The sequence below is a fragment of the Listeria sp. MAN/IMW/UF464 genome (genome assembly GCF_058683955.1).
On the sequence record NZ_JBZWZP010000003.1, the window covers coordinates 361093 to 381541 of the forward strand.

Annotated in this window: 24 protein-coding genes and 1 other annotated feature (1 of these 25 cut by a window edge); of the genes, 17 read left to right on the forward strand and 7 right to left on the reverse strand. The window is 39.4% G+C overall.

What is annotated here, in order from left to right; translation table 11 throughout:
* Positions 1-167: a binding site (T-box leader), on the forward strand (it extends 56 nt beyond the left edge of the window).
* Positions 168-227: 60 nt separating this feature from the next.
* Positions 228-1511: a serine--tRNA ligase gene (gene serS, locus AC4PG0_RS11720; RefSeq protein WP_033533779.1), complete on the forward strand. Its 1284-nt coding sequence runs from the start codon at positions 228-230 to the stop codon at positions 1509-1511.
* Between the two features lie 19 nt (positions 1512-1530).
* Complete coding sequence (locus tag AC4PG0_RS11725) at positions 1531-1782, forward strand: TfoX/Sxy family protein (RefSeq protein WP_033533780.1); 252 nt, start codon at positions 1531-1533, stop codon at positions 1780-1782.
* A 52-nt stretch (positions 1783-1834) separates the two neighbouring features.
* Here AC4PG0_RS11725 and AC4PG0_RS11730 read toward each other — a convergent pair whose 3' ends face one another.
* Entirely contained in the window at positions 1835-3562 is a 1728-nt protein-coding gene (locus AC4PG0_RS11730) for an ABC transporter ATP-binding protein (protein WP_003772831.1), read from the reverse strand.
* 330 nt (positions 3563-3892) lie between these two features.
* On the opposite strand from AC4PG0_RS11730, the gene AC4PG0_RS11735 reads away from it, so the two are divergent.
* From AC4PG0_RS11735 to AC4PG0_RS11780, 10 genes are all read left to right on the forward strand, one after another.
* Positions 3893-4582 (forward strand): Crp/Fnr family transcriptional regulator, encoded by a 690-nt coding sequence (locus AC4PG0_RS11735; protein WP_003764343.1) that lies wholly within the window; start codon positions 3893-3895, stop codon positions 4580-4582.
* Positions 4583-4726: 144 nt separating this feature from the next.
* On the forward strand, positions 4727-5371 hold the full coding sequence (gene fsa, locus AC4PG0_RS11740) for a fructose-6-phosphate aldolase (RefSeq protein WP_492167568.1): 645 nt from the start codon (positions 4727-4729) through the stop codon (positions 5369-5371).
* A gap of 18 nt (positions 5372-5389) precedes the next feature.
* Positions 5390-5737 (forward strand): SH3 domain-containing protein, encoded by a 348-nt coding sequence (locus AC4PG0_RS11745; RefSeq protein ID WP_003764341.1) that lies wholly within the window; start codon positions 5390-5392, stop codon positions 5735-5737.
* 116 nt (positions 5738-5853) lie between these two features.
* Positions 5854-7062 carry a multidrug efflux MFS transporter Lde gene (lde, locus tag AC4PG0_RS11750; protein ID WP_003772833.1) on the forward strand — a complete coding sequence of 403 codons (1209 nt, stop codon included), beginning with the start codon at positions 5854-5856 and terminating at the stop codon, positions 7060-7062.
* Positions 7052-7342: a helix-hairpin-helix domain-containing protein gene (locus tag AC4PG0_RS11755; RefSeq protein WP_203573890.1), complete on the forward strand. Its 291-nt coding sequence runs from the start codon at positions 7052-7054 to the stop codon at positions 7340-7342. The genes lde and AC4PG0_RS11755 overlap by 11 nt, the downstream gene beginning before the upstream one ends.
* Positions 7335-8024 carry an NAD-dependent protein deacylase gene (locus AC4PG0_RS11760; protein WP_003772836.1) on the forward strand — a complete coding sequence of 230 codons (690 nt, stop codon included), beginning with the start codon at positions 7335-7337 and terminating at the stop codon, positions 8022-8024. The genes AC4PG0_RS11755 and AC4PG0_RS11760 overlap by 8 nt, the downstream gene beginning before the upstream one ends.
* 92 nt (positions 8025-8116) lie before the next feature.
* Entirely contained in the window at positions 8117-9451 is a 1335-nt protein-coding gene (locus tag AC4PG0_RS11765) for a hemolysin family protein (protein ID WP_003772838.1), read from the forward strand.
* Positions 9452-9518: 67 nt separating this feature from the next.
* The gene (locus tag AC4PG0_RS11770; protein ID WP_003764330.1) at positions 9519-10475 is read left to right on the forward strand and encodes a LacI family DNA-binding transcriptional regulator; all 957 of its coding nucleotides are present in this window, start codon (positions 9519-9521) and stop codon (positions 10473-10475) included.
* 107 nt (positions 10476-10582) lie between these two features.
* Positions 10583-10951 carry a hypothetical protein gene (locus tag AC4PG0_RS11775; protein ID WP_003764329.1) on the forward strand — a complete coding sequence of 123 codons (369 nt, stop codon included), beginning with the start codon at positions 10583-10585 and terminating at the stop codon, positions 10949-10951.
* A gap of 13 nt (positions 10952-10964) precedes the next feature.
* Positions 10965-11576 carry an HAD family hydrolase gene (locus AC4PG0_RS11780; RefSeq protein ID WP_003772840.1) on the forward strand — a complete coding sequence of 204 codons (612 nt, stop codon included), beginning with the start codon at positions 10965-10967 and terminating at the stop codon, positions 11574-11576.
* 43 nt (positions 11577-11619) lie between these two features.
* On the opposite strand, the gene AC4PG0_RS11785 is transcribed toward AC4PG0_RS11780, so the two are convergent.
* The 3 genes from AC4PG0_RS11785 to AC4PG0_RS11795 form a co-directional block, all read right to left on the reverse strand.
* Complete coding sequence (locus AC4PG0_RS11785; protein WP_492167569.1) at positions 11620-12024, reverse strand: cupin domain-containing protein; 405 nt, start codon at positions 12022-12024, stop codon at positions 11620-11622.
* Between the two features lie 21 nt (positions 12025-12045).
* On the reverse strand, positions 12046-12426 hold the full coding sequence (locus tag AC4PG0_RS11790; protein WP_153648821.1) for a MerR family transcriptional regulator: 381 nt from the start codon (positions 12424-12426) through the stop codon (positions 12046-12048).
* Between the two features lie 138 nt (positions 12427-12564).
* The gene (locus AC4PG0_RS11795) at positions 12565-13446 is read right to left on the reverse strand and encodes a helix-turn-helix domain-containing protein (protein ID WP_492167570.1); all 882 of its coding nucleotides are present in this window, start codon (positions 13444-13446) and stop codon (positions 12565-12567) included.
* A gap of 169 nt (positions 13447-13615) precedes the next feature.
* Here AC4PG0_RS11795 and AC4PG0_RS11800 point away from each other — a divergent pair, with 169 nt between their 5' ends.
* From AC4PG0_RS11800 to AC4PG0_RS11810, 3 genes are read left to right on the forward strand one after another with little or no spacing between them, the layout of a single operon-like run.
* Positions 13616-14065: a MarR family winged helix-turn-helix transcriptional regulator gene (locus AC4PG0_RS11800; protein WP_003768632.1), complete on the forward strand. Its 450-nt coding sequence runs from the start codon at positions 13616-13618 to the stop codon at positions 14063-14065.
* Positions 14062-15414, forward strand: coding sequence for an MATE family efflux transporter (locus AC4PG0_RS11805; RefSeq protein ID WP_003728607.1), 1353 nt, complete (start codon positions 14062-14064; stop codon positions 15412-15414). Before AC4PG0_RS11800 ends, AC4PG0_RS11805 begins: the two co-directional genes overlap by 4 nt.
* A 57-nt stretch (positions 15415-15471) precedes the next feature.
* Complete coding sequence (locus tag AC4PG0_RS11810; protein WP_003772844.1) at positions 15472-15915, forward strand: VOC family protein; 444 nt, start codon at positions 15472-15474, stop codon at positions 15913-15915.
* Between the two features lie 19 nt (positions 15916-15934).
* Here AC4PG0_RS11810 and AC4PG0_RS11815 read toward each other — a convergent pair whose 3' ends face one another.
* Complete coding sequence (locus AC4PG0_RS11815; protein WP_492167571.1) at positions 15935-16396, reverse strand: GNAT family N-acetyltransferase; 462 nt, start codon at positions 16394-16396, stop codon at positions 15935-15937.
* Positions 16397-16449: 53 nt separating this feature from the next.
* Positions 16450-17184: a MerR family transcriptional regulator gene (locus tag AC4PG0_RS11820; RefSeq protein ID WP_492167572.1), complete on the reverse strand. Its 735-nt coding sequence runs from the start codon at positions 17182-17184 to the stop codon at positions 16450-16452.
* A gap of 79 nt (positions 17185-17263) precedes the next feature.
* Here AC4PG0_RS11820 and AC4PG0_RS11825 point away from each other — a divergent pair, with 79 nt between their 5' ends.
* On the forward strand, positions 17264-17983 hold the full coding sequence (locus tag AC4PG0_RS11825) for a glucosamine-6-phosphate deaminase (RefSeq protein ID WP_033533788.1): 720 nt from the start codon (positions 17264-17266) through the stop codon (positions 17981-17983).
* 41 nt (positions 17984-18024) lie between these two features.
* On the opposite strand, the gene mbcS is transcribed toward AC4PG0_RS11825, so the two are convergent.
* Complete coding sequence (gene mbcS, locus AC4PG0_RS11830) at positions 18025-19602, reverse strand: acyl-CoA synthetase MbcS (RefSeq protein ID WP_492167573.1); 1578 nt, start codon at positions 19600-19602, stop codon at positions 18025-18027.
* Positions 19603-19797: 195 nt separating this feature from the next.
* Between mbcS and tadA the strand changes: the two genes are divergently transcribed.
* Entirely contained in the window at positions 19798-20268 is a 471-nt protein-coding gene (gene tadA / locus AC4PG0_RS11835; RefSeq protein ID WP_003764308.1) for a tRNA adenosine(34) deaminase TadA, read from the forward strand.
* Positions 20269-20449: the final 181 nt, after the last annotated feature.

Genomic DNA, 20449 nt, shown 5'->3' on the forward strand with positions numbered 1-20449 from the left:
TTGGTGCGAACTGGTGAAGTTTCCTTATGAATCCATCTTGGAGTGAGTGGTGGAAAGCATAGTTTTGCGAGTAAATCATTCCGGCTGGGTCCGTTAAACCTAAATGAAGCTGGGGATTTTTTTAAGTCCCAATAAGGGTGGCAACGCGGTTAACTCTCGTCCCTTTCCTGTTAATTCGGGAAAGTACGGGAGTTTTTTATATGGAAAAAAATAAAGGAGGAGTTAGCATGTTAGATGTTAAATTGTTACGTAATAATTTTGAAGAAGTAAAACAGAAGTTGCAAAATCGTGGGGAAGACTTGGGTGAATTTGAGAAATTTGGCGAGTTAGACAAACGTCGTCGTACACTGATTGTGGAAACAGAAGCGCTAAAAAGCCAGCGTAATGAAGTATCTCAAGAAATCGCTAAATTAAAACGCGAAAAACAAGATGCTGATGCTAAAATTGAAGAAATGCGTGTCGTTGGTGACCGTATTAAAACATTAGACATCGAATTAAGAGAAATTGACGAGAAGTTAGATACGATTTTAATGTCGATTCCAAATATTCCGCATGAGTCTACTCCGGTCGGTGAATCGGAAGACGATAACGTAGAAATCCGCAAATGGGGCGAAGTTCGCGAATTTGATTTTGAACCAAAAGCTCATTGGGACTTAGGAACTGACCTTGATATTCTTGATTTTGAAAATGCTGCAAAAGTAACTGGCAGCCGCTTCGTTTTTTATAAAAAATTAGGTGCAAGACTGGAACGAGCGCTAATTAACTTTATGATGGACTTGCATTCGAATGAACATGGCTATGAAGAAATGCTTCCACCGTACATGGTAAACCGCGCGAGCATGACAGGTACTGGACAATTGCCGAAATTTGAAGAAGATGCATTTTTAATTGAAGCGGAAGACTATTTCCTTATTCCAACAGCGGAAGTACCAGTAACAAATTACCACCGCGAAGATATTTTAAAAGCAGAAGATTTACCAAGAAAATATACAGCATTTAGCGCATGTTTCCGTTCTGAAGCGGGATCTGCGGGTCGTGATACGCGTGGCTTAATTCGTCAACATCAATTTAACAAAGTGGAATTAGTTCAATTTGTTAAACCGGAAGATTCCTACGCGGCGCTTGAAAAATTAACTGGAAACGCAGAAGAAGTATTACGTCGCCTAGAATTACCATATCGCGTACTAAGCATGTGTACTGCTGACTTAGGCTTCACTGCTGCTAAAAAATATGATTTAGAAGTTTGGATTCCAAGCTATGATTCTTACCGTGAGATTTCTTCTTGCAGTAACTTTGAAAGCTTCCAAGCAAGACGCGCCAACATTCGTTTCCGCCGTGAACCAGGAAGCAAACCAGAATACGTGCACACATTAAATGGTTCCGGGTTAGCGCTAGGTCGTACGGTCGCTGCTATATTGGAAAACTACCAAGAGGAAGATGGCTCTGTACGCATTCCGAAAGTACTACAAGGTTATATGGGCGGTATCGAAAAAATCGAATTACCAAAATAAAAAGGAAGAAGGAACTGTAATGGCGAACCTAAGCGAATTACCAAACATTGGCAAAGTACTGGAGCAGGACTTAATAAAAGCTGGGATAAAAACCCCAGCTGAGCTAAAAGATGTTGGAAGCAAAGCAGCCTTTTTACGTATTTGGGAAAAAGATTCAACTGTTTGTTTAAGTGAACTATGTGCGCTTGAAGGAGCCGTACAAGGCATCAGGTGGCATGATTTAGACGAAGCAAAGAAAATCGAACTCAAAAAGTTTCATCAATCCTTATAAAAAAACGACGATGCATATTCGCATCGTCGTTTTTTTATTTCCCGGGAAATAGTTATTTTAATTGTTGTTCCGCAAAAGAGGCGTAGAGCGGATGAGAAGCCACTAATTCGCTATGTGTGCCCCGACCAGTTATTTCCCCGTGTTCAATAAAGAGAATTTGATCGGCATTAACAATAGTGGAAAGGCGGTGAGCGATAACAAAAGTAGTGCGCCCCTCCATCAAGTTCGCTAAAGCTTGTTGAACTATTTGTTCGGATTGGCTATCTAAGCTTGCTGTCGCTTCGTCTAACATGAGAATATTCGGGTTGCGTAAGAAAGCTCGTGCAATTGCAATTCGCTGTCTTTGGCCTCCAGAGAGCTTCACGCCACGTTCGCCGACTTCGGTTGCCATTTTGTCAGGAAGTTCAGAAATAAAGCCGTCTGCATAAGCCAGTTTTGCTACATTCCAAAGCTCTTCTTCGTTAATTTCTCGATCCAGACCGTAACAAAGATTGTCGCGAATTGTGCCTGAAAGCATCGCACTTTCCTGTGAAACGTAACCGATTTGTGAGCGCCATGAGTTAATCGAAATCTCAGAAAGAGGAATATCACCTACTAAAATTTCTCCAGTTTTCGGTTGATAGAAACGCTCTAAAATCGCAAACAAGGTAGATTTACCGCCACCACTTGGACCAGCGAATGCGATAACTTCCCCTGGTTTTGTATCAAAAGAAACATCTTTTAAAATCGGTTCACCTTCATTGTAAGAGAAGGAAATATCAGTGGCGCGAATCGTTTTTCCGCTCACATCTACTTTTTTACCAGCATCGAAATCTTCTTCTGCTTCATTTAAAATATCTGCAATGCGTTCTGTCGCTCCCTTTGCTTTTTGAAGTTGCGCGAAGAACGTTGCAAAAGAGGTTACTGGGACGATAATTTGGAATAGATATAGCAAGAATGCGATTAATGTACCAGTAGTCATAGTCCCGGCTGAAACTCGAATCCCGCCGTAACCGATGATACCAACAATAACTCCCATTACAACAAAGAAAATTAAAGGTCCAAGTACGGCAACAACTTTCGCCTCTCGAATACCGAATCCGAATAGGCGATTGATTCCTTTATGACCAGCTTCTGTTTCACGTGTTTCCGCATTAGATGCCTTTACGAGCCTCGCTTCAGAAAGGGTTTGACTAATGGAACCAGTGAAGTCTGCTGTTTCATTTTGAAGACCTTTAGAGATTTTAAACATTTTCTGACCAAGCGGCGCAACGACTAGCGCTGTAATCGGAACAGCTATTAAGATAATTAGTGTCATTTTCCAGTCCATAAAGAATAGGATAATAATCGCACCAACCACAGAAATAATCCCTGTTACAAATTGCGGTAAATGATCGGCAATTAGTTCCTTGACTACGACTGTATCGTTCACCATGCGGCTCACCATTTCACCCGTTTTTGTATTATCAAAATAGGAAACTGGCAAGTGCACGATTTTTCGCCATAAACGTTCGCGGATGGTAGCTACAACTTTCTGCCCCATATAATTAAGCAAGAAAATCGAGAAACCGTTTGTTATAGCTTGCAAAATAAATGCAAGAACAATCAAAGCCACCATTTTTACATCTAACGAAGCTATCGAAAAGCCATCAATTAAGTTTTTTGTAAAAAGTGGGACTACAAGGCCAGCAACAGTAGTTACAACACTGGCGATTAAAGCGCAGAATATTATCCAATTTGCAGGCTTTGCACTAATAATTAACTGGAAAAAATTCCGCCAACTATATTTTTTCTGATCCATTTATTTCACCCTTCCTAATTTTCCCATCCATATAATGCTTACTTTTTAAGTATAATCAATTTACCAAATAATAAACCAGTCTAAAGTGGTAGTTATGGAATTATTTTCTCGATTTGAATATTTAAAGAAAAGTAACAAAAAATTCGAATTTATGTCAAAAGCTCACATTTATAAGTGATAAAAATTAAGAATTATAATAAACAATGTAATATAGTTATCTTAAATTGAGTTTTCAGCATTTTTTGAAAGCCTATGAACGAGATTTCCAATATAGTGTTTATGATATAATTACGAGTAGTTTTTTCAATATTATATAGCAAAGGAGAGAGTATGCTATTCTTAAAAGAGCTTGAATCCAATCTAACGGTTAGCAAATTAATGGAGCTGTGCTTTGAACATCCAAATTACAAAGACTACTGCTCGGTTATCAGCACGAAGAAGGGTGAGGTTCTAGAAAGTTTAAGTCCGACTGGGACAAAAGTATATTTTGTTCTAAGTGGCATATACGGGATGATTGTAGAAAAAGATGCAGAATTGGAAGAAGAAAACTGTAAAGAATGCATTGTTCGTTTCTTGCAAAAAGGAGATAGTTTTGGACTTTACCATTTGTTTTATGATGAATGGAGCCCGCATGTTTCGATGCAAAGTCTAGGTCATGGAGAGGTTATGGAAGTAGATAGTAATTTCTTATTTTCAGTGTTTGATAAGGAAGATGAGAACAACTTTTTCATGATTAAAGTAATGGCAGAAGAACTACGGGAAGCACATACTTTTGCAAAACTAAGCTTTTTAAAGAAAGAAGAACGAATTCGCAAAGCCATTCTCAAATGCGCTCAAACTCTAGGAACGTTTTCTGATAACGGGATATTGCTACCAAAAGAAGTCACGCAAGAAGTTCTTGCAAGATACACCAATACATCACGTGAATATGTGGCTCACACAGTCATGCATTTAATTAAAGAGGATATAATTAGAAATAGACCTAAGCCTCTACTAGTGATGGACAAAACTCGTTTATAACTTTGTTTCACGTGAAACTTTTTTAGAATGCTTCAATTGCATTCTTTTTTTTGTGGAAAAAAGCACTTCGAAAGCATTATTTTATCTTTTGCGTTATAATGGCTCTGTAATTGAAAGCGCTTGATAGAAAAGGAGGATGTTTCAATGAGATTTTTTATCGATACAGCGAACGTAGAAGAGATTAAAAAGGCGAATAGAATGGGTTTTATTGCTGGTGTCACAACGAACCCATCACTAGTTGCCAAAGAAGGCCGCGATTTTAATGAGGTTATTCAAGAAATCACATCCATTGTTGACGGACCGATTAGCGGTGAAGTAGTAAGTTTGAACGCGGAAGAGATGATTGAGGAAGGTCGAGTTATTGCTAAAATCCATCCAAATATGGTTGTTAAAATACCTATGACAGGTGAAGGTTTGGCAGCAGTAAAGGTTTTGACGGAAGAAGGGATTAAAACTAATGTCACGCTAGTCTTTTCTGCTACACAAGCATTACTGGCAGCGCGGGCAGGAGCGACATACGTATCCCCGTTTTTAGGTCGTTTAGATGATATTGGTGACGACGGACTGGTGCTCATTCGCGATATAGTAGAAATTTTTGAAACACATGGTATCCCGACAGAGATTATTTCAGCAAGCGTGCGCCACCCGATTCATGTAATTGAATGTGCCAAGGCGGGAGCAGATATTGCTACAGTGCCTTATAAAGTATTTGAACAAATGTTAAAACATCCTTTGACCGACAGCGGAATTGATAAGTTTCTTGCAGATTGGGAAGCTGCTAAAAAATAACGAGGAAGGTTTCTAACTATGAATCAAACATTTATCGTAAAAAAAGAACACATTAGCAAGTATCCAAATCCACTTTTTGTTAATAAAAATGAGTCTATTTGGGTGTTTGATGAAGATACAGAATACCCTGGCTGGATTTTTTGCAAAGTGAAGTCATCGGATAAAGAAGGCTGGGTTCCAAAACAAATTATTCAGTTAGGCAGTGACGGAAAGAGTGGGACCGTGACAGAAGATTATTCGGCGCGCGAATTAAATGTAAAACCTGGGGATAAATTAGAAAGCAATCGAGAGCTTAATGGCTGGGTTTGGTGCGTAACGGAAGATAATGAAGCTGGCTGGGTACCACGAGAAAATCTTGAATCCTAAATTGTTTCACGTGGAACATTTTAAGTAAATATAGCAAAAAAGCGAAGGGTTTAGTTTTACTTTCGCTTTTTTTGTGGAATAATTAAGGATAACGATAGAAGAATCTAGGTGAACTTATGGAAAATTGGAAGAAGAATTTGTATGTTGTTTGGGTGGGGTGTTTTCTTACCGGGACTGGATTAAATTTAATCATGCCATTTTTACCATTATATATTGAAGAACTCGGCGTACATAATCCCGACCAAGTAAGTTTATGGTCAGGTGTGGCACTGAGCTCAACATTTTTAGTATCAGCAATTATGTCGCCGGTTTGGGGCAAATTAGCGGATCAAAAAGGGCGGCGCATTATGCTTTTACGTGCTGCGCTTGGAATGGCGATAGCGATGATTTTGATGGGACTTGTCAGCAACGTTTACCAATTTGTAGGTTTACGTTTATTGATGGGGATATTTTCAGGATACATTTCCACGGCTAATGCGCTAATCGCCACACAAGTTCCGCGTCACCGCAGTGGATGGGCGCTCGGTGCTCTATCAACAGCAGCAGTATCAGGCGTATTAATCGGTCCATTAATTGGTGGAGCGCTATCTGACTCATTTGGCGTTAGACCAGTGTTTTACATTACAGGCGCTCTTTTATTAGGTAGTTTTTTCTTAACACTTTTCTTTGTTAAAGAGAAATTTACACCAGTAGAAAAAAAGGAAATGCGGTCAGGAAAGGAAGTTTTCTTATCATTAAAAAATCCTGGCTTAATTATTTCGTTGTTTATTACGACAATGATGATCCAAATTGCATCCAATTCCGTGAACCCTATTTTGACATTATATGTACGGGATTTAGCGGGAAATGCGCAAAACATTGCCTTTATTAGTGGGATGATTGCTTCAGTACCAGGGGTTGCAGCCTTGATTGCTGCACCACGACTTGGAAGGTGGGGCGACCGAATTGGTTCAGAGCGAATACTCCTAGGCGCGCTCATCGGGTCCATGTTGCTGCAAATACCAATGGCTTTCGCTCAAAATCCGATGCAACTTGGTATTTTGCGTTTCTTATTAGGTCTCACAGATGGTGCGTTACTTCCGGCAGTCCAATCACTACTAACTAAAAATACACCTCGCGAAATTTCCGGTCGAATTTTTGGTTATAATCAATCTTTTCAATATATCGGCAATGTCATCGGTCCGCTTGTCGGATCAAGCGTGGCGGCGCATTTTGGCTACGGAGATGTCTTCCTTGTAGTTGCTGGTTTTATTTTTATCAATGTACTAATCAGTTTTTATTTTAACCGAAAAATGCATAGAGAGAAGGGAAATCATGCCAACTGATCTAATAAAATTACCCGGAATAGGCAAGAAAATGGTATTAATGCTAAATGAAATTGGGATTGAAAAAGTTGCTGACTTAAGAGGAAAGAATCCGCTTGATTTATACGAAAACACTTGCGCTAAACGAGGCGAAAGAATGGATCCTTGTGTACTTTATACGTATCGCTGCGCAGTATATGTCGCAGAAACCGATGAAAACGAGCAACATGCAGATTTACGAAAATGGTGGAACTGGAAAGATAAACAGCATATAAATGAAAGGAATTTAAAAGATGAATAATTTGAAAGAAGCGATTAAACAAGCAGAACATATTGTTTTTCTAACGGGAGCGGGCGTTTCAGTGCCTTCAGGAATTCCGGATTATCGTTCGAAAAATGGTTTGTATGCGGGGATGAGTAGCCCGGAATATATGCTTAGCCATACGTGTCTTGTGCGGGAACCAGAGAAGTTTTATCAATTTGTCACAGAAAATATGTACTATCCAGATGCTGTCCCAAACACTATTCATCGTAAAATGGCTGAAATCGAAGCGGAGAAAAACGTCACTGTTATTACGCAAAATATTGATGGCCTTCATGAAAAAGCTGGCTCTAAGAAGGTAGTTAATTTTCATGGTAGTTTGTATCACTGCTATTGCCAAAAATGCGGAAGAAGTGTTTCAGCAAGCGACTATTTACAGTCAGACATCCATGCTGATTGTGGTGGGGTCGTTCGGCCAGATGTGGTGCTTTATGAAGAAGCGATTTCAGAAAGCGCGATAGACCAGTCACTTGCAGCTATTCGGGAAGCTGATTTAATCGTTATTGTTGGCACTTCTTTCCGCGTGAGTCCGTTTTGTAATTTAACGGACTATCGAAATAAAAAAGCGCGAATTTTTGCTGTGAATAAAGAACGAATTTCGCTTCCATATCCTTTTGAAATGATAGAAAATGATGCTGTGAAAGTTTTTGCGGAGATTTGAAACCTTGCAGTAATGGGGGTGGCGTGATAAAATTTTCTTAACCGGGAAATTGTCCGGAATATTTTGAGAAAATAAGGAGTGGAGAGTTCCATATGAACCCTGACCCCGAGAGTCAGCAGATTATCTTGCAGTTAATTCTTATTGTGGTGTTGACAATGCTCAACGCGTTCTTTGCCTCAGCAGAGATGGCCCTTGTATCACTGAACAAAAATCGGGTGAAAAACCAAGCAGAAACCGGTGACAAAAAAGCCGTAATGCTTGCTAAACTCGTAGATGATCCAAGTAAATTTTTAGCTACTATTCAAGTTGGGATTACGCTTGCTGGATTCTTTTCCAGTGCGTCAGCCGCGACTAGTATTGCGACTAGGCTTGAATCGGTTTTTGGCGGAAGCAGTTTTGCGAAAGAGTTATCCATTATCGTCGTAACTATTGTGCTATCTTATATCACGTTAGTTTTCGGTGAGCTTTATCCAAAACGTTTAGCACTCCAAAAATCAGAAAAAATTGCCCGTGTTTCTGTACGACCAATTATGGCAGTTGGTGTTGTGCTTCGTCCGTTCGTAAAATTCCTATCTTTTTCAACAGATATTCTTGTGAAATTAACGAGAATGGAGAAAAATACGGATAATGAAAAAATGACGCGAGAGGAAATGCAGCTACTGATTGAAACCGGTCGACGTGACGGCATTATTGAGGTAGAAGAATTACAAATGCTTCGTGGTGTATTTGAAATGGATAATAAATATGCGCGTGAAGTGATGGTACCACGGACAGATGCGTTTATGATTGATGCCGAAACAGAATCGGAAGAACTTTGTGACGCATTATTAAGTGAGAATTTTTCAAGAGTTCCCGTCTATACAGGCGACCAGGACTCGGTGCTAGGTATTCTGCATATGAAAGATTTTTTTGCGGAAGCGAGAAAGTCAGGCTTTGAAAACATTGATGTGAAATCGCTCGTTAAAAACGCGTATTTTGCCCAAGAGACGATGTTTATTGATGACTTACTTAAGAACATGCAAAGAACTAGAAATCAAATGGCAATTTTAATGGATGAATATGGTGGCGTAGCTGGTATTGTCACTGTAGAAGATTTATTAGAAGAAATTGTTGGCGAAATTGACGATGAAAATGATGTGTTTTCTGATGAAGTCAAAAAAATTGATGATAATACATTTATCGTTGAAGGCCGCATGCCACTAGATGATTTCAACAAAATGTTTCACGTGGAACTTCCAGCGCGTGGAGTTGATACTGTAGCTGGCTTTGTGCTTACTTTAACTGGGACAATTCCGGAAGAAGATGATAAAGTAGTAGTAGAATATGATACCCTTCGATTTACAGTAGAAGAAATGAATGATGCTAGACTGGTTTCGGTTCGTGTCGAAAAAGACATTCAAACAAGCGAACTCGAACAGCTGGCTTAATGATAAAAATAAAAGTGCGGTATGAGAAATCTGTCCGCGCTTTTTTCTTAGGAATGAGGTTTTTAAAATGCCAAATATTAAAGACATAGCCAAATTAGCGGGAGTTTCAGTGACGACAGTATCACGTGTGCTCAATAACCATCCGTATGTTGCGGAGGAAAAAAGAGCCCGCGTGCAAGCTGTTATTGATGAATTAGACTATTCTCCTAACCGTAGCGCCATGGACTTAGCGCGTGGTAAAACAAATACGGTTGGCGTGATTATACCTTATAATGATCATCCGTGGTTTGACAAAATTGTGAATGGTATTTTAGAAGCAGCTTTTAAAAATCGTTATTCGGTGACACTTTTCCCAACAGGATATGATCCGAAAGAAGAAGAAAAATATCTAATGCGCTTGAAAACAAAGCAAGTTGACGGGCTAATTATTACTTCGCGTGCCAATAATTGGGATGTGATTTTGCCATATCTTGCTTATGGTCCGATTATTGCGTGTGAATACGTGGAGTCCAAAGATGTATCTTGTTCCTATATTGACCGAGTAAAGGCCTACCGCGCGGGATTTCAATTTTTACAAGATGAAGGTTATAAAAAAGTGGCATTCACAGCAGGACGGGCCTCGCGGGAAAGCACAAGTACATATGGGAAAATTAACGCATATGAGCAGGTTTTTGGTCCAGTTGGTGAAAATCGTTTTTTAAGTGAGTGCTATACGTTAGAAGATGGTGTAAAAGCAGGAAAACACTTTTTTGCTGAAGGGAAAGACTGGCCTGATGCGATTTATGCGAATGGTGATGAGGTTGCAGCGGGTGTTATGTACCATGTGAAGGAGCTTGGGTTACGCGTGCCAGAAGACGTCGCTATTTTAGGGCAAGAAAATCTCCCAATTGGTAAGGCTCTTGAAATCACAACCCTTGATCATAACCTAAAAAAATTAGGAGAAAATGCTTTTTCGATTTTTGAACAAGGAAAATTACAACGAATTAAAGTGGAACATGAATTAATTAGAAGGAAAACGGTATAAAAGCTAGTCGCCGCTTCATTTTTAAAATATTTTTATGAAATTGCTTGACATGAAACCCATTTCATCATTTAAAACTAATATATAAGGTGATGAAGGAGGCGAATGGTATGAAATTAGATGGAGTATGCAAAATTAGTTCAGCCCTAGGAATGGAATATCAATTCGGAGAGTTTTACATCGATAGAGATTATCTTGTTTTTGACCAAAACTTCAGCTTAGGCATGAAAAAACGGCAAACTTTTCCAGTTGCGAAATTAGGACAGATTGCTTTAGTTCGAGAAGAAGAGGAAATCCTGCTCACTTTTAGCTGCGATAATATCGAATTTGAAATAAATGGGAATTCTCATGCTAATTTGCGCGAATTTCGGGATTTGCTTCAAAATAAAGGCACTAATAGCTCAGATATTCAAAAAGCTGAAAATAAGAAAAAAGCGAGATACACAACTCACCATTATCACAACTTCGCTAAATCTTGAAGGAGGAAATTATATGTATAAAGCAATAATTTTTGACGTAGATGGAACGATTCTAGACACGGAGAGAGCTGTTTTGCATTCTCTTCAAGCGGTTTTAGCCGAAGAAGGATTAAGTTATGAACTAGATGAATTACGATTTGTACTTGGAATTACTGGGGCAGCTGCGGTTGAACAGTTAAATATTTTGGATTCAGAGAAAGTATTGGACAAATGGATTGAACGTGAAGCAACTTTTATTGAAGAAGTAGAGGTTTTCGAAGGTATTCATAAAGTTCTGCATGCCATTCCAGAAAGCGGCGTAGTTACTTCGAAAAATGCGTTAGAAATGGAGAAAGGTTTCTATCCATTTGATATTCAGGATCATTTTCAAGCAATTGTTTGTGCGAGTGATACAGAAAACCATAAACCTCATCCAGATCCACTGCTGAAAGGGTTAGAAATTCTTGGAAGAGAGCCACATGAGGTGCTTTATGTCGGTGATTCTTCTTATGATATGAAATGTGCCCATGCGGCCGGAGCTCATTTTGGCTTAGCACTTTGGGGTGCAAAGACAACTGATGGCTTTGAAAAAGCAGAACTTGTCTTTGAAAAACCAGAAGATATTTTAGCGTATGTAAGTAAATAAGTAAAACCCGCCAACCTTGAATGAAGGCTAGCGGGTTTTTTCGTTATAAATTAGTGTAATGTTCATCGGATACGGGCTCTAACCAAGTAGTTCCCCCTAAATCCACATTTGTTGAAATGGCTAAGTGGACAAACCAGCTATCTTTCGTAGCGCCGTGCCAATGTTTCACGTCTTTCGGGATAGTTACCACGTCACCCTCTTTAAGTAACTGAGCGGGTTTTCCTTCCTCTTGATAGTAACCAGTTCCGCCTGTTACAAGTAGGATTTGCCCGCCGTCATGTTTATGCCAGTTATTCCTGGCTCCCGGTTCAAACGTAACATTCCCAATCGGACAATTGTAAACAGTATCTTCTGCGACAAGCATTTTTAAATAAGCATTACCGGTAAAGTAGTCATTAGTAATCCGTTCACCTTTATCAAAAATAACGCTGTTTTCGAGTGTAGTCATTATGAATTACTCCTTTCAACATTAAAAATCTTTTAGTTCTTTTTGAGCCGGAATGAGATGGGTATCGTAATTATCTATTTTGAAGTCAAGTCTATCAAGCGCTTCTTGCATAACATCAATGCGATTTTTCAACTCCATGCGTTGTTCTTTCAGCAATTCGGCGCGAGCTTCCAGCGTGTGTTCGCCTTCTCGGAAAAGTGCCAAGTAATCAATTAATGCTTCAATAGATAAACCAGCGCGGCGCATTTGACGACTAAACAAAATCCAGCGTATGTCTTCTGCGCCAAATTTACGAATCCCATTTTCATTACGATGTATAGGTGGAATTAAACCAATGCGTTCGTAGTAGCGAATTGTATCGGCAGAAACGCCACTTTTTTCACTAGCTTCTTTGATATTCATTGTTAAGTCTTCCGAAGCATCCACCACATAAAAGCTAATTTTATTTTTGGTCATAGCCATTCTCCTTTACTGATTTTCTATAATGATTGTATTTCTTGGAGTTAACTTTAAGTCAAGCGAAAAAGCAACCATGATCATTTATTCATGATTGCTATTATTTGTTTGAAGTGTAGACAGGTAAGCCAAGAGCAACCCGTCCATTTTGCGGAGTGATAAGTTTGTTTGTTCATAGAATTTGTCCAAACGATATTGAATTGTATTCCGGTGCATAAAAAGTTCTTTGGCAGTAAGGCTGATGTTTCCTTGGTTTTTAAATAACGTATGAATTAAAGGAATCCAAGTATCATCTTGATGGAAAAGGTTGTTGAGTTCACTCGTAATTAAACTTTCTTTCATTCTTAGCGCGATGACTTTTAAACTTTCGGAAGCGACGGTTTGGACAACTTCACGATTATTATGGTCAAAAATGGTACGTTCCTCTGCAAATAAACCGCGTAATTTAGCATTTAACGGGTGAAAGAGCCCCATGAAGAAAGTAGATTGAATATAAAAATCATTTTCAAGGGTACCGGCAACGGCAATAAGTTCTTCTTCCCCGAGCAGAGAACCGGTAGATTTTTCAATAATCACACCATAACTCGCCGAAAACATAATTAGTTCAGCATCCGGACTAAAGAAGCTGAGTAGCGCTTTTTGCCATTCTTGCAACATGCTTTTGGTGGTTGCGGTTTTAATATGAAACTGTGTTATCCGGTAAGTTTCTTTTTCACTCGTAATCGTGACAGCTTCATTTCCAAATAATAAATCGAACCAAAACTGAGTAGATTCTTTTGTAAATGTTGGTAAAGGTTCAGGAAATAACGTATGTAGTAACGCCGCTTCTTCTTCTGAAAGGTCACTTTTGGGGATAGTAAAATAATACGGTTCCTGGAAAAAAGAAAACGTATCTGTAGTTGATTTTATTGGGTTTTTTGAAACGACTATATTGGGATATCTATTTTTTAATATTTTAATCTGCACAGTGGATAGCACCCCTTCTCTACTCTTTATTTTTACAAAAGAAAGATAGGAAGTCAAATTATTGCCCGGGAAATAAAAAGGTTGCGCAGTCAACCAAATTACTGCTATACTATAATGGTTGACGCCGCAACTAATTATGTGGCGGATTTTTTTATGAGGAGTCGGATAAATGGCAGATAGACATGAAAGTTTAGCGAAAGCCATCGCAATTATTCATCGTTCAGAAAGCACTTTTAAAAATAAAAAGTTACTTGAAACTGGTCTTAATATAGGTCAATTGCGGTATTTATGGACGCTTTATAAAGAAGATGGTATTTCTCAAGAATCAATGGCAAAAAGGTTTATGGTGGATAAAGCCAGTGTGACAAGGCATATAAAGCGCCTTGAAGATCTTGGGATGATTCGCCGAGAAATGGATACAAGAGATAGACGTATTCAACGGATTTTCGTGACTGAAACAGGATTTAAAATGCGAGAATTAATTGAAGAAGTTACAGCTGAATGGTCTGCACTTTTAACGGCAGGGTTTAGCGAAGAAGAAAAAGATGACTTAATGCATTTGATAGGACGACTTTCTGATAATGCGATTATGGCAGTTGAAGGAGGAGAGGTCGAATGAAAGAACAGAGTAAACGATTAGGTGAAGATAGCATTCCATCACTCATGGCGCGTTTGTCGATTCCGGCATTTATCGGTATGTTTGTTATGGGAATGTATAATATTGTTGATACGATTTTCGTGTCATATGGCGTTGGTCCGTCAGGGGTTGCAGCACTTTCAATTGCTTTTCCCGTTCAAATGATACTGATGGCGATGGCGGCGATGTTTGGTATTGGTGGTGCTTCAATTATTTCCCGCTCGCTCGGTGCCGGTGAACAAAAACATGCGGATAAAGTATTCCATCAAGTTATCTGGTTAGTACTTATTTCCAGTATTTTTATTGCAATTGTAACCTTTATATTTTTAGATCCACTTATTACGCTTTTCGGAGCACCAGCGGATATTCATGATATTGCCAGTGATTTCTTATCGCTTATTTTACTAGGCGCAGTGTTCCAAACCTTTGCGATGGCGATGAATAATATCGTGCGTTCTGAAGGTAATGCGAAAACAGCGATGTTAACCATGATTATTTCCGCTATTTTAAATATGATTTTAAACCCGATTTTCATTATGGGATTCGGTATGGGCGTTCGTGGTTCTGCCCTTGCGACTGTTATTGCACAGGCAGTTGGCGCGATTTGGCTCTTGATTTACTTTTTATCAGGAAAAAGTACTTTATCTTTAAAAGGGTTCTCATTCCGAATGGATTTCCCGCTGATTCGCCGGATTATGGCAATCGGGTTCCCGTCATTTATTATGATGTCCGCAGGGAGTATCGTAACGGTTGCGGTAAACTGGATGCTTAATATTTATGGCGGAACAATGGCGATTGCGGTATACGGGATTGCCAACCGAATTGCTTCTTTCGTAATTATGCCGATCAATGGTGTAACACAAGGGATGCAACCAATCGTTGGCTTCAACTACGGATCGAGACAATTCGAACGTGTAATGAAAGCTGTCAAAGTATCAATGATAGCAGCAACTGTCATGTCACTAATTGCTTGGGGCTTGGTAGAAATTTTCCCAGGAATGCTCGTACGAATTTTCTCTAATGACCCAGAATTGATTGCACAAGGAACAAATGCTGTTAGATTTATGCTTCTAGCTGCCCCAACAATTGGTTTCCAAATTGTCTGCGGAGGGCTATATCAAGCGCTTGGTCGAGCACGGATTTCCTTTATCATTTCCTTAATGCGCCAAATCATCTGTTTAGTACCACTTTTACTTATTTTGCCGCAGTTCTTCGGTTTAGATGGTATTTGGTATGCTTTCCCATTAGCAGATTTAGGCGCGTTCACCGTCTGTCTTGTGATTATGAGCAAAACATGGCGCCGAATTTTTAAAAATCCTGAGATAGTTTAGAGAAAAACGAATTGGGTATTTTCTAACTAGCGTCTTAAAAATAAAGGAGCGATTTTTATGGCAAAAATGTACCCGTATTTGGCTTTTGAAAATGCAAAAGAGGCTTTAGGATATTATGAAGAAGTGTTCGGAGCAACGAATATTTCAAGGCTTCCAGTAAGTGAGGAACAAAGCGAAATGTTTGGTCTAGCAAAAGAAAACCTAGAGAACACAACAGTTCACGGTGGCTTTACCGTCCTTGGGGCAAATTTATTTTGTTCAGATTCATTCGGCAAAGAAGTAAAACCATCCAACCAAATCTCGATTATGCTCGATTCTAACAGTGAAGACCCTGTGGCTGTAGCAGATGCAGATGCTTTCTTTGAAAAAGTGAGCTCATCGGGAAGAGTAACTGTAACGTTACCTTTCGAAGAGCAATTTTGGGGCGGGAAAATGGGACAATTCGTCGACGAGTACGGCATCTCCTGGATGATTCATACACAACCTTATTCTAAATTATAAAAAACAAGTGGACCAGATATTAGTTATCTTGGTCCACTTTTTTATTTGGATTCACTTTTTTCATTAAGTAATGTTCGCCGATGCCAGGAATGACAAACGATTTACCAACTTTGCGGTAGCCATGTTTTTCATAAAAACCAACAGCGACAATCCGCGCATTGCACCAAATAATATCTGCGCCGTGCTTCCAAATTTCCGCTTCACCTTCTGCAAGTAATGCTGTGCCGAGGCCTTTCAAGCGCATCCGTCGTTCTGTTGCCACACCGCGAATTCGGTACTGAGCAGGATTATTAATAATGGCTGATTTTTCCGGATAAAAACTCGCAACTCCAAGTAAAACATCCTTTTCAAAAGCGCCTAAATGAAAAGTACCATCCATATCATCATTAGGGTAAATTGCGTTTTCTTCAGGATGTTCTGGGCGAAGAACCCGGTGCCTAATATCTTGCGTGTCTTTTGCTTTGATTTGCTTGATTTCCACGGCGCCCACCTCCACGTTATTTCTTTCTATTATAACCAATCTTTCTAAAATATCTATTCAAAAGTTAATTTTGTTTCATATGAATAACCGTGAACCAGCTCTTGATTAATCCAAGCCACCGTTTCTTGTAAAAGGTAATTTTCATTTTCTGGAGGCGTTTCTAAGTTTTGCGGCGTGACAAAAGCTTGCCGCTCACTTGATAATAAACGCCGTTCACCAAGTGCGCCAATAGAATGATCTAGTTCAATGAAAAGATAAGCCTGCCCGTCTAACATAAAAAAACCAGGAAACTGCTGATAGCTTTTCGAAAGACCGAGGCGACTCACAGTTTTCTGAACTTCTTGATGGAAATCTGGGTCGTTTAAAATATCCGCATGAACAGGTGTTAGAAGTGGCTCTGTAAGCAAAAGTCGGGCCGTTGTTAGAGGTTGTGTTGTTTCAGTTTCCCGTTTTAATAAACCTTGATAACGGTCAATAAGCCACTTTTTACGGGCAATGCGAGCTTCTTCATCCTTTAATTTTTGTTGATATTTAATAAGCAAATTGGGTAAGCTTTCCGATGTGTTTTTGTCGAGATATTGTTTGAGTTCTTGCAAGGAAAACCCCATATATTGCAACGCTTGAATGAGGTTGAGTTGTTCTTCTTGAGCCGTTTTGTAGTAGCGATACCCAGAAGTCGGATCGGTAAAAGCGGGGACCAAAAGCCCAATTTTATCATAATAGCGCAGTCGTTGAATGGAGAGTTGGCTTTTCTTTGCCATTTCCCCAATGGAAAAAAGCGGTTCCACATTTATCACCCTTTCGTCTTGACTCTATAGTTACTATACACTTTATCATAAAGGTAATTCAAAGCGAGAGGTGAAAAAAATGAAAATTATTGTGGAAAAAGATTACGAAAATATGAGTAAAACAACGATGCAACTGCTTTTAGGGAAAATGTATCAAGACAAGTTGGTTCATTTAGCCATCACAGCAGGCTCAACACCGAAGCGAATGTATGAACTGATGGTAGAAGAATTGAAGGATAAAGCGCCACTGAAGAATGTCAGCTATTATAATTTTGACGAAATTCCAATTGGAAACGAAAAATATGGCGTAACTATTGGTAATTTAAAAGCGATGTATTTTGATCCGGCGGGCATTCCAGAAGAACAAATTCACATGCTAGATACGAAAAACTATACAGACCATGAAGCACATTTGAAAGCAGTTGGTGGCTTGGATGCGATTTTAATCGGGATTGGTGAAGATGGTCACTTCTGCGGAAACTTACCTGGTGTAACCAAATTCGGCGATGAAACGCGACTTGTTTCCGTTCAATCACGCCCAGATATGTTCGATATTTTGCTAGGAGAAGTTGGCGGCGATGCAGAAAAAGTTCCAGAATACTACGTAACAATGGGACCAAAAAGCGTCATGCACGCAAAAGAAGTCATCCTATTCGCAAACGGCAAGAAAAAAGCAGCAATCATTAAAAAAGCACTACAAGGCCCAGTGACAGAAGACATTCCAAGCTCGATTTTCCAGTTACACCCTAATTTCACAGTGGTGCTGGACGAGGAAGCGGCGAGTGAGTTGAATATTTAAAAGAAAACCCAACCTTCTATTTAGGAAGGCTGGGTTTTTGATTATCCGTGCACACTAGCAAACTCCGCATCACGTAACTCAACGCGGCGAATTTTACCAGAATCAGTTTTCGGTAACGCTTCAACAAATTCAATCCGGCGCGGATACTTATACGGAGCCGTTTGTTCTTTCGTAAATGTTTGTAATTCATGCACAAGGTCTTCCGTGCCCTCGTACCCATCTTTTAAGACGATGAAAGCTTTTACGACTGTACCGCGGATTTCGTCAGGACTTGCGACAACAGCGACTTCTTTTACGGCTGGGTGATGTGTGAGCGCGTCCTCTACTTCGAACGGTCCAATCGTGTAGCCAGAGCTAATAATAATATCGTCATTTCGTCCTTGGAACCAGTAATAATTGTCTTCATCGCGGATAGCGCGGTCACCAGACACAAAATAATCACCACGAATCGCTTTTTGCAAACGTTCTGGTTCTTTATAATACTCTTTGAAAAGTGCTGGGAAGTCTCTGCGCATTGCGATGTCCCCAATTTCACCGACACCGACTGGAGTTCCTTCAGCATCAATAATTGCCATGTATTCTGGCATAATCGGTTTACCCATCGAACCAGGGCGGATTGGCGTATCAACCAGTGTCCCAATCAATAATGTACTTTCCGTTTGACCATAACCGTCGCGCACTTTAATATCAAAATTGTCTTGGAAAACTTGAATAACTTCGCGGTTTAAAGGTTCTCCTGCTGATACGGCGCTACGAAGGGCACTTAAATCATGTTCGCGTAAATTATTTACTTTAGCCATTAAGCGATATTCTGTTGGTGTACAGCATAGCACATTGATTTTTTCTTCTTCCAGTAAATGTAGTTGTTTTTCTGGAATGAAGCGACCGTTGTAAATGAAGCCAGTCGCACCTTTTCCAAGTACAGAAAGGAACGGAGACCAAACCCATTTTTGCCAACCAGGACCTGCTGTAGCCCAAACAATATCGTCCTCATGAATGTCCAACCAATGATCAGCTGCGATACGAATGTGCGCGTAACCCCAACCGTGAATATGTACAACACCTTTAGGATTACCAGTAGTTCCACTAGTAAATGCAAGTAGGCAAGCGTCATCTCGAGACGTTTCTACGCGTTCAAATTCAGTCGATGCAGTTTCCATTAGTGTTTCGTAGTGATCCCACCCGGATAATTTTTCGCCAACAATAATTTTTTTCGATACAGAAGGAATATTTTCGATTTTATCAAATTCAGCGGTCATTCCATTGTAAGAAACGATTGCTTTTACGTTAGCATGGCGGATGCGGTATTCTAAGTCATGTGCTTTAAGAAGTTCAGATGCCGGGATAATAATGGCACCAGCTTTCCACAAGCCCATGTATATGGCATAAGTTTCTAGTAGTCTAGGCGTCATAACAATGACATGGTCGCCTTTTTTCACGCCCGCATCTTTTACAACGTTAGCAAATTTGTTCGCTTGTTCCAGCAAGTGACGGTAACTCCAAGTTTTTGTTTCATTGTGTTCGTTTTTCCAAATTAAAGCAGTTTTTTCAGAACTAAATTTAGCAATCTCGTCGGTGATATTATAAAGTTCTGGAGCAATTAATTTCTCTGAATTCATAATGATTCTCCTTTGCAAGTAGATTGTATATTTTGATAATTTTGTTTTAGTACCTAGTATTAATATATGGTAATATAAATGCCTTATGAAAGCAACTAAAAGTATTCCTGTGAAAATTTGAGCAGATTATTCTTACATCTAATACAAGCTATGATAAAATGGCAGTGAGTGATTTTTGAGAAATGAGGTGCATAGATGGAACAAGATTTCTTTATGCAACAAGCGCTTGAGGAGGCGAAGAAGGCACGGGAAATTGGAGAGGTTCCAATTGGTGCAGTTGTTGTTTTAGATGGAGAAATTATTGGTCGCGCACATAATTTACGCGAAACTACCCAGAATGCTGTGACTCATGCGGAGTTACTTGCAATTGAAGATGCTTGTAAACACCAAAATTCTTGGCGTCTTAGCGGCGCAGAACTATATGTCACGCTAGAACCATGTCCGATGTGCAGTGGAGCAATTTTACTTTCGCGAATTGACAAAGTTTATTACGGAGCAAAAGATCCAAAAGCCGGAACAGCAGGTTCATTAATGAATTTATTGCAGGATGATCGATTTAACCATACGTGTAAAGTAGAAGCTGGATTATTAGAAGCCGAAAGCAGCGCGATGTTAAAAAGTTTCTTCCGGGAATTGCGAAAACGTAAAAAAAAGAATAGGTCTTAATACTCATTATACTAAATCATGCTTTTACGATTTCTATTGTGAAATAAAAAGCAATAAGTCTTATCAACATTTACAGCCACTTAATAATTGCGAAATTTATCACAATCTCTCAAAAATAAAATAACATCTAAAGTACTAAATAAATTTACCTTAAAATAGGATAAAATATACTCCAGATAGA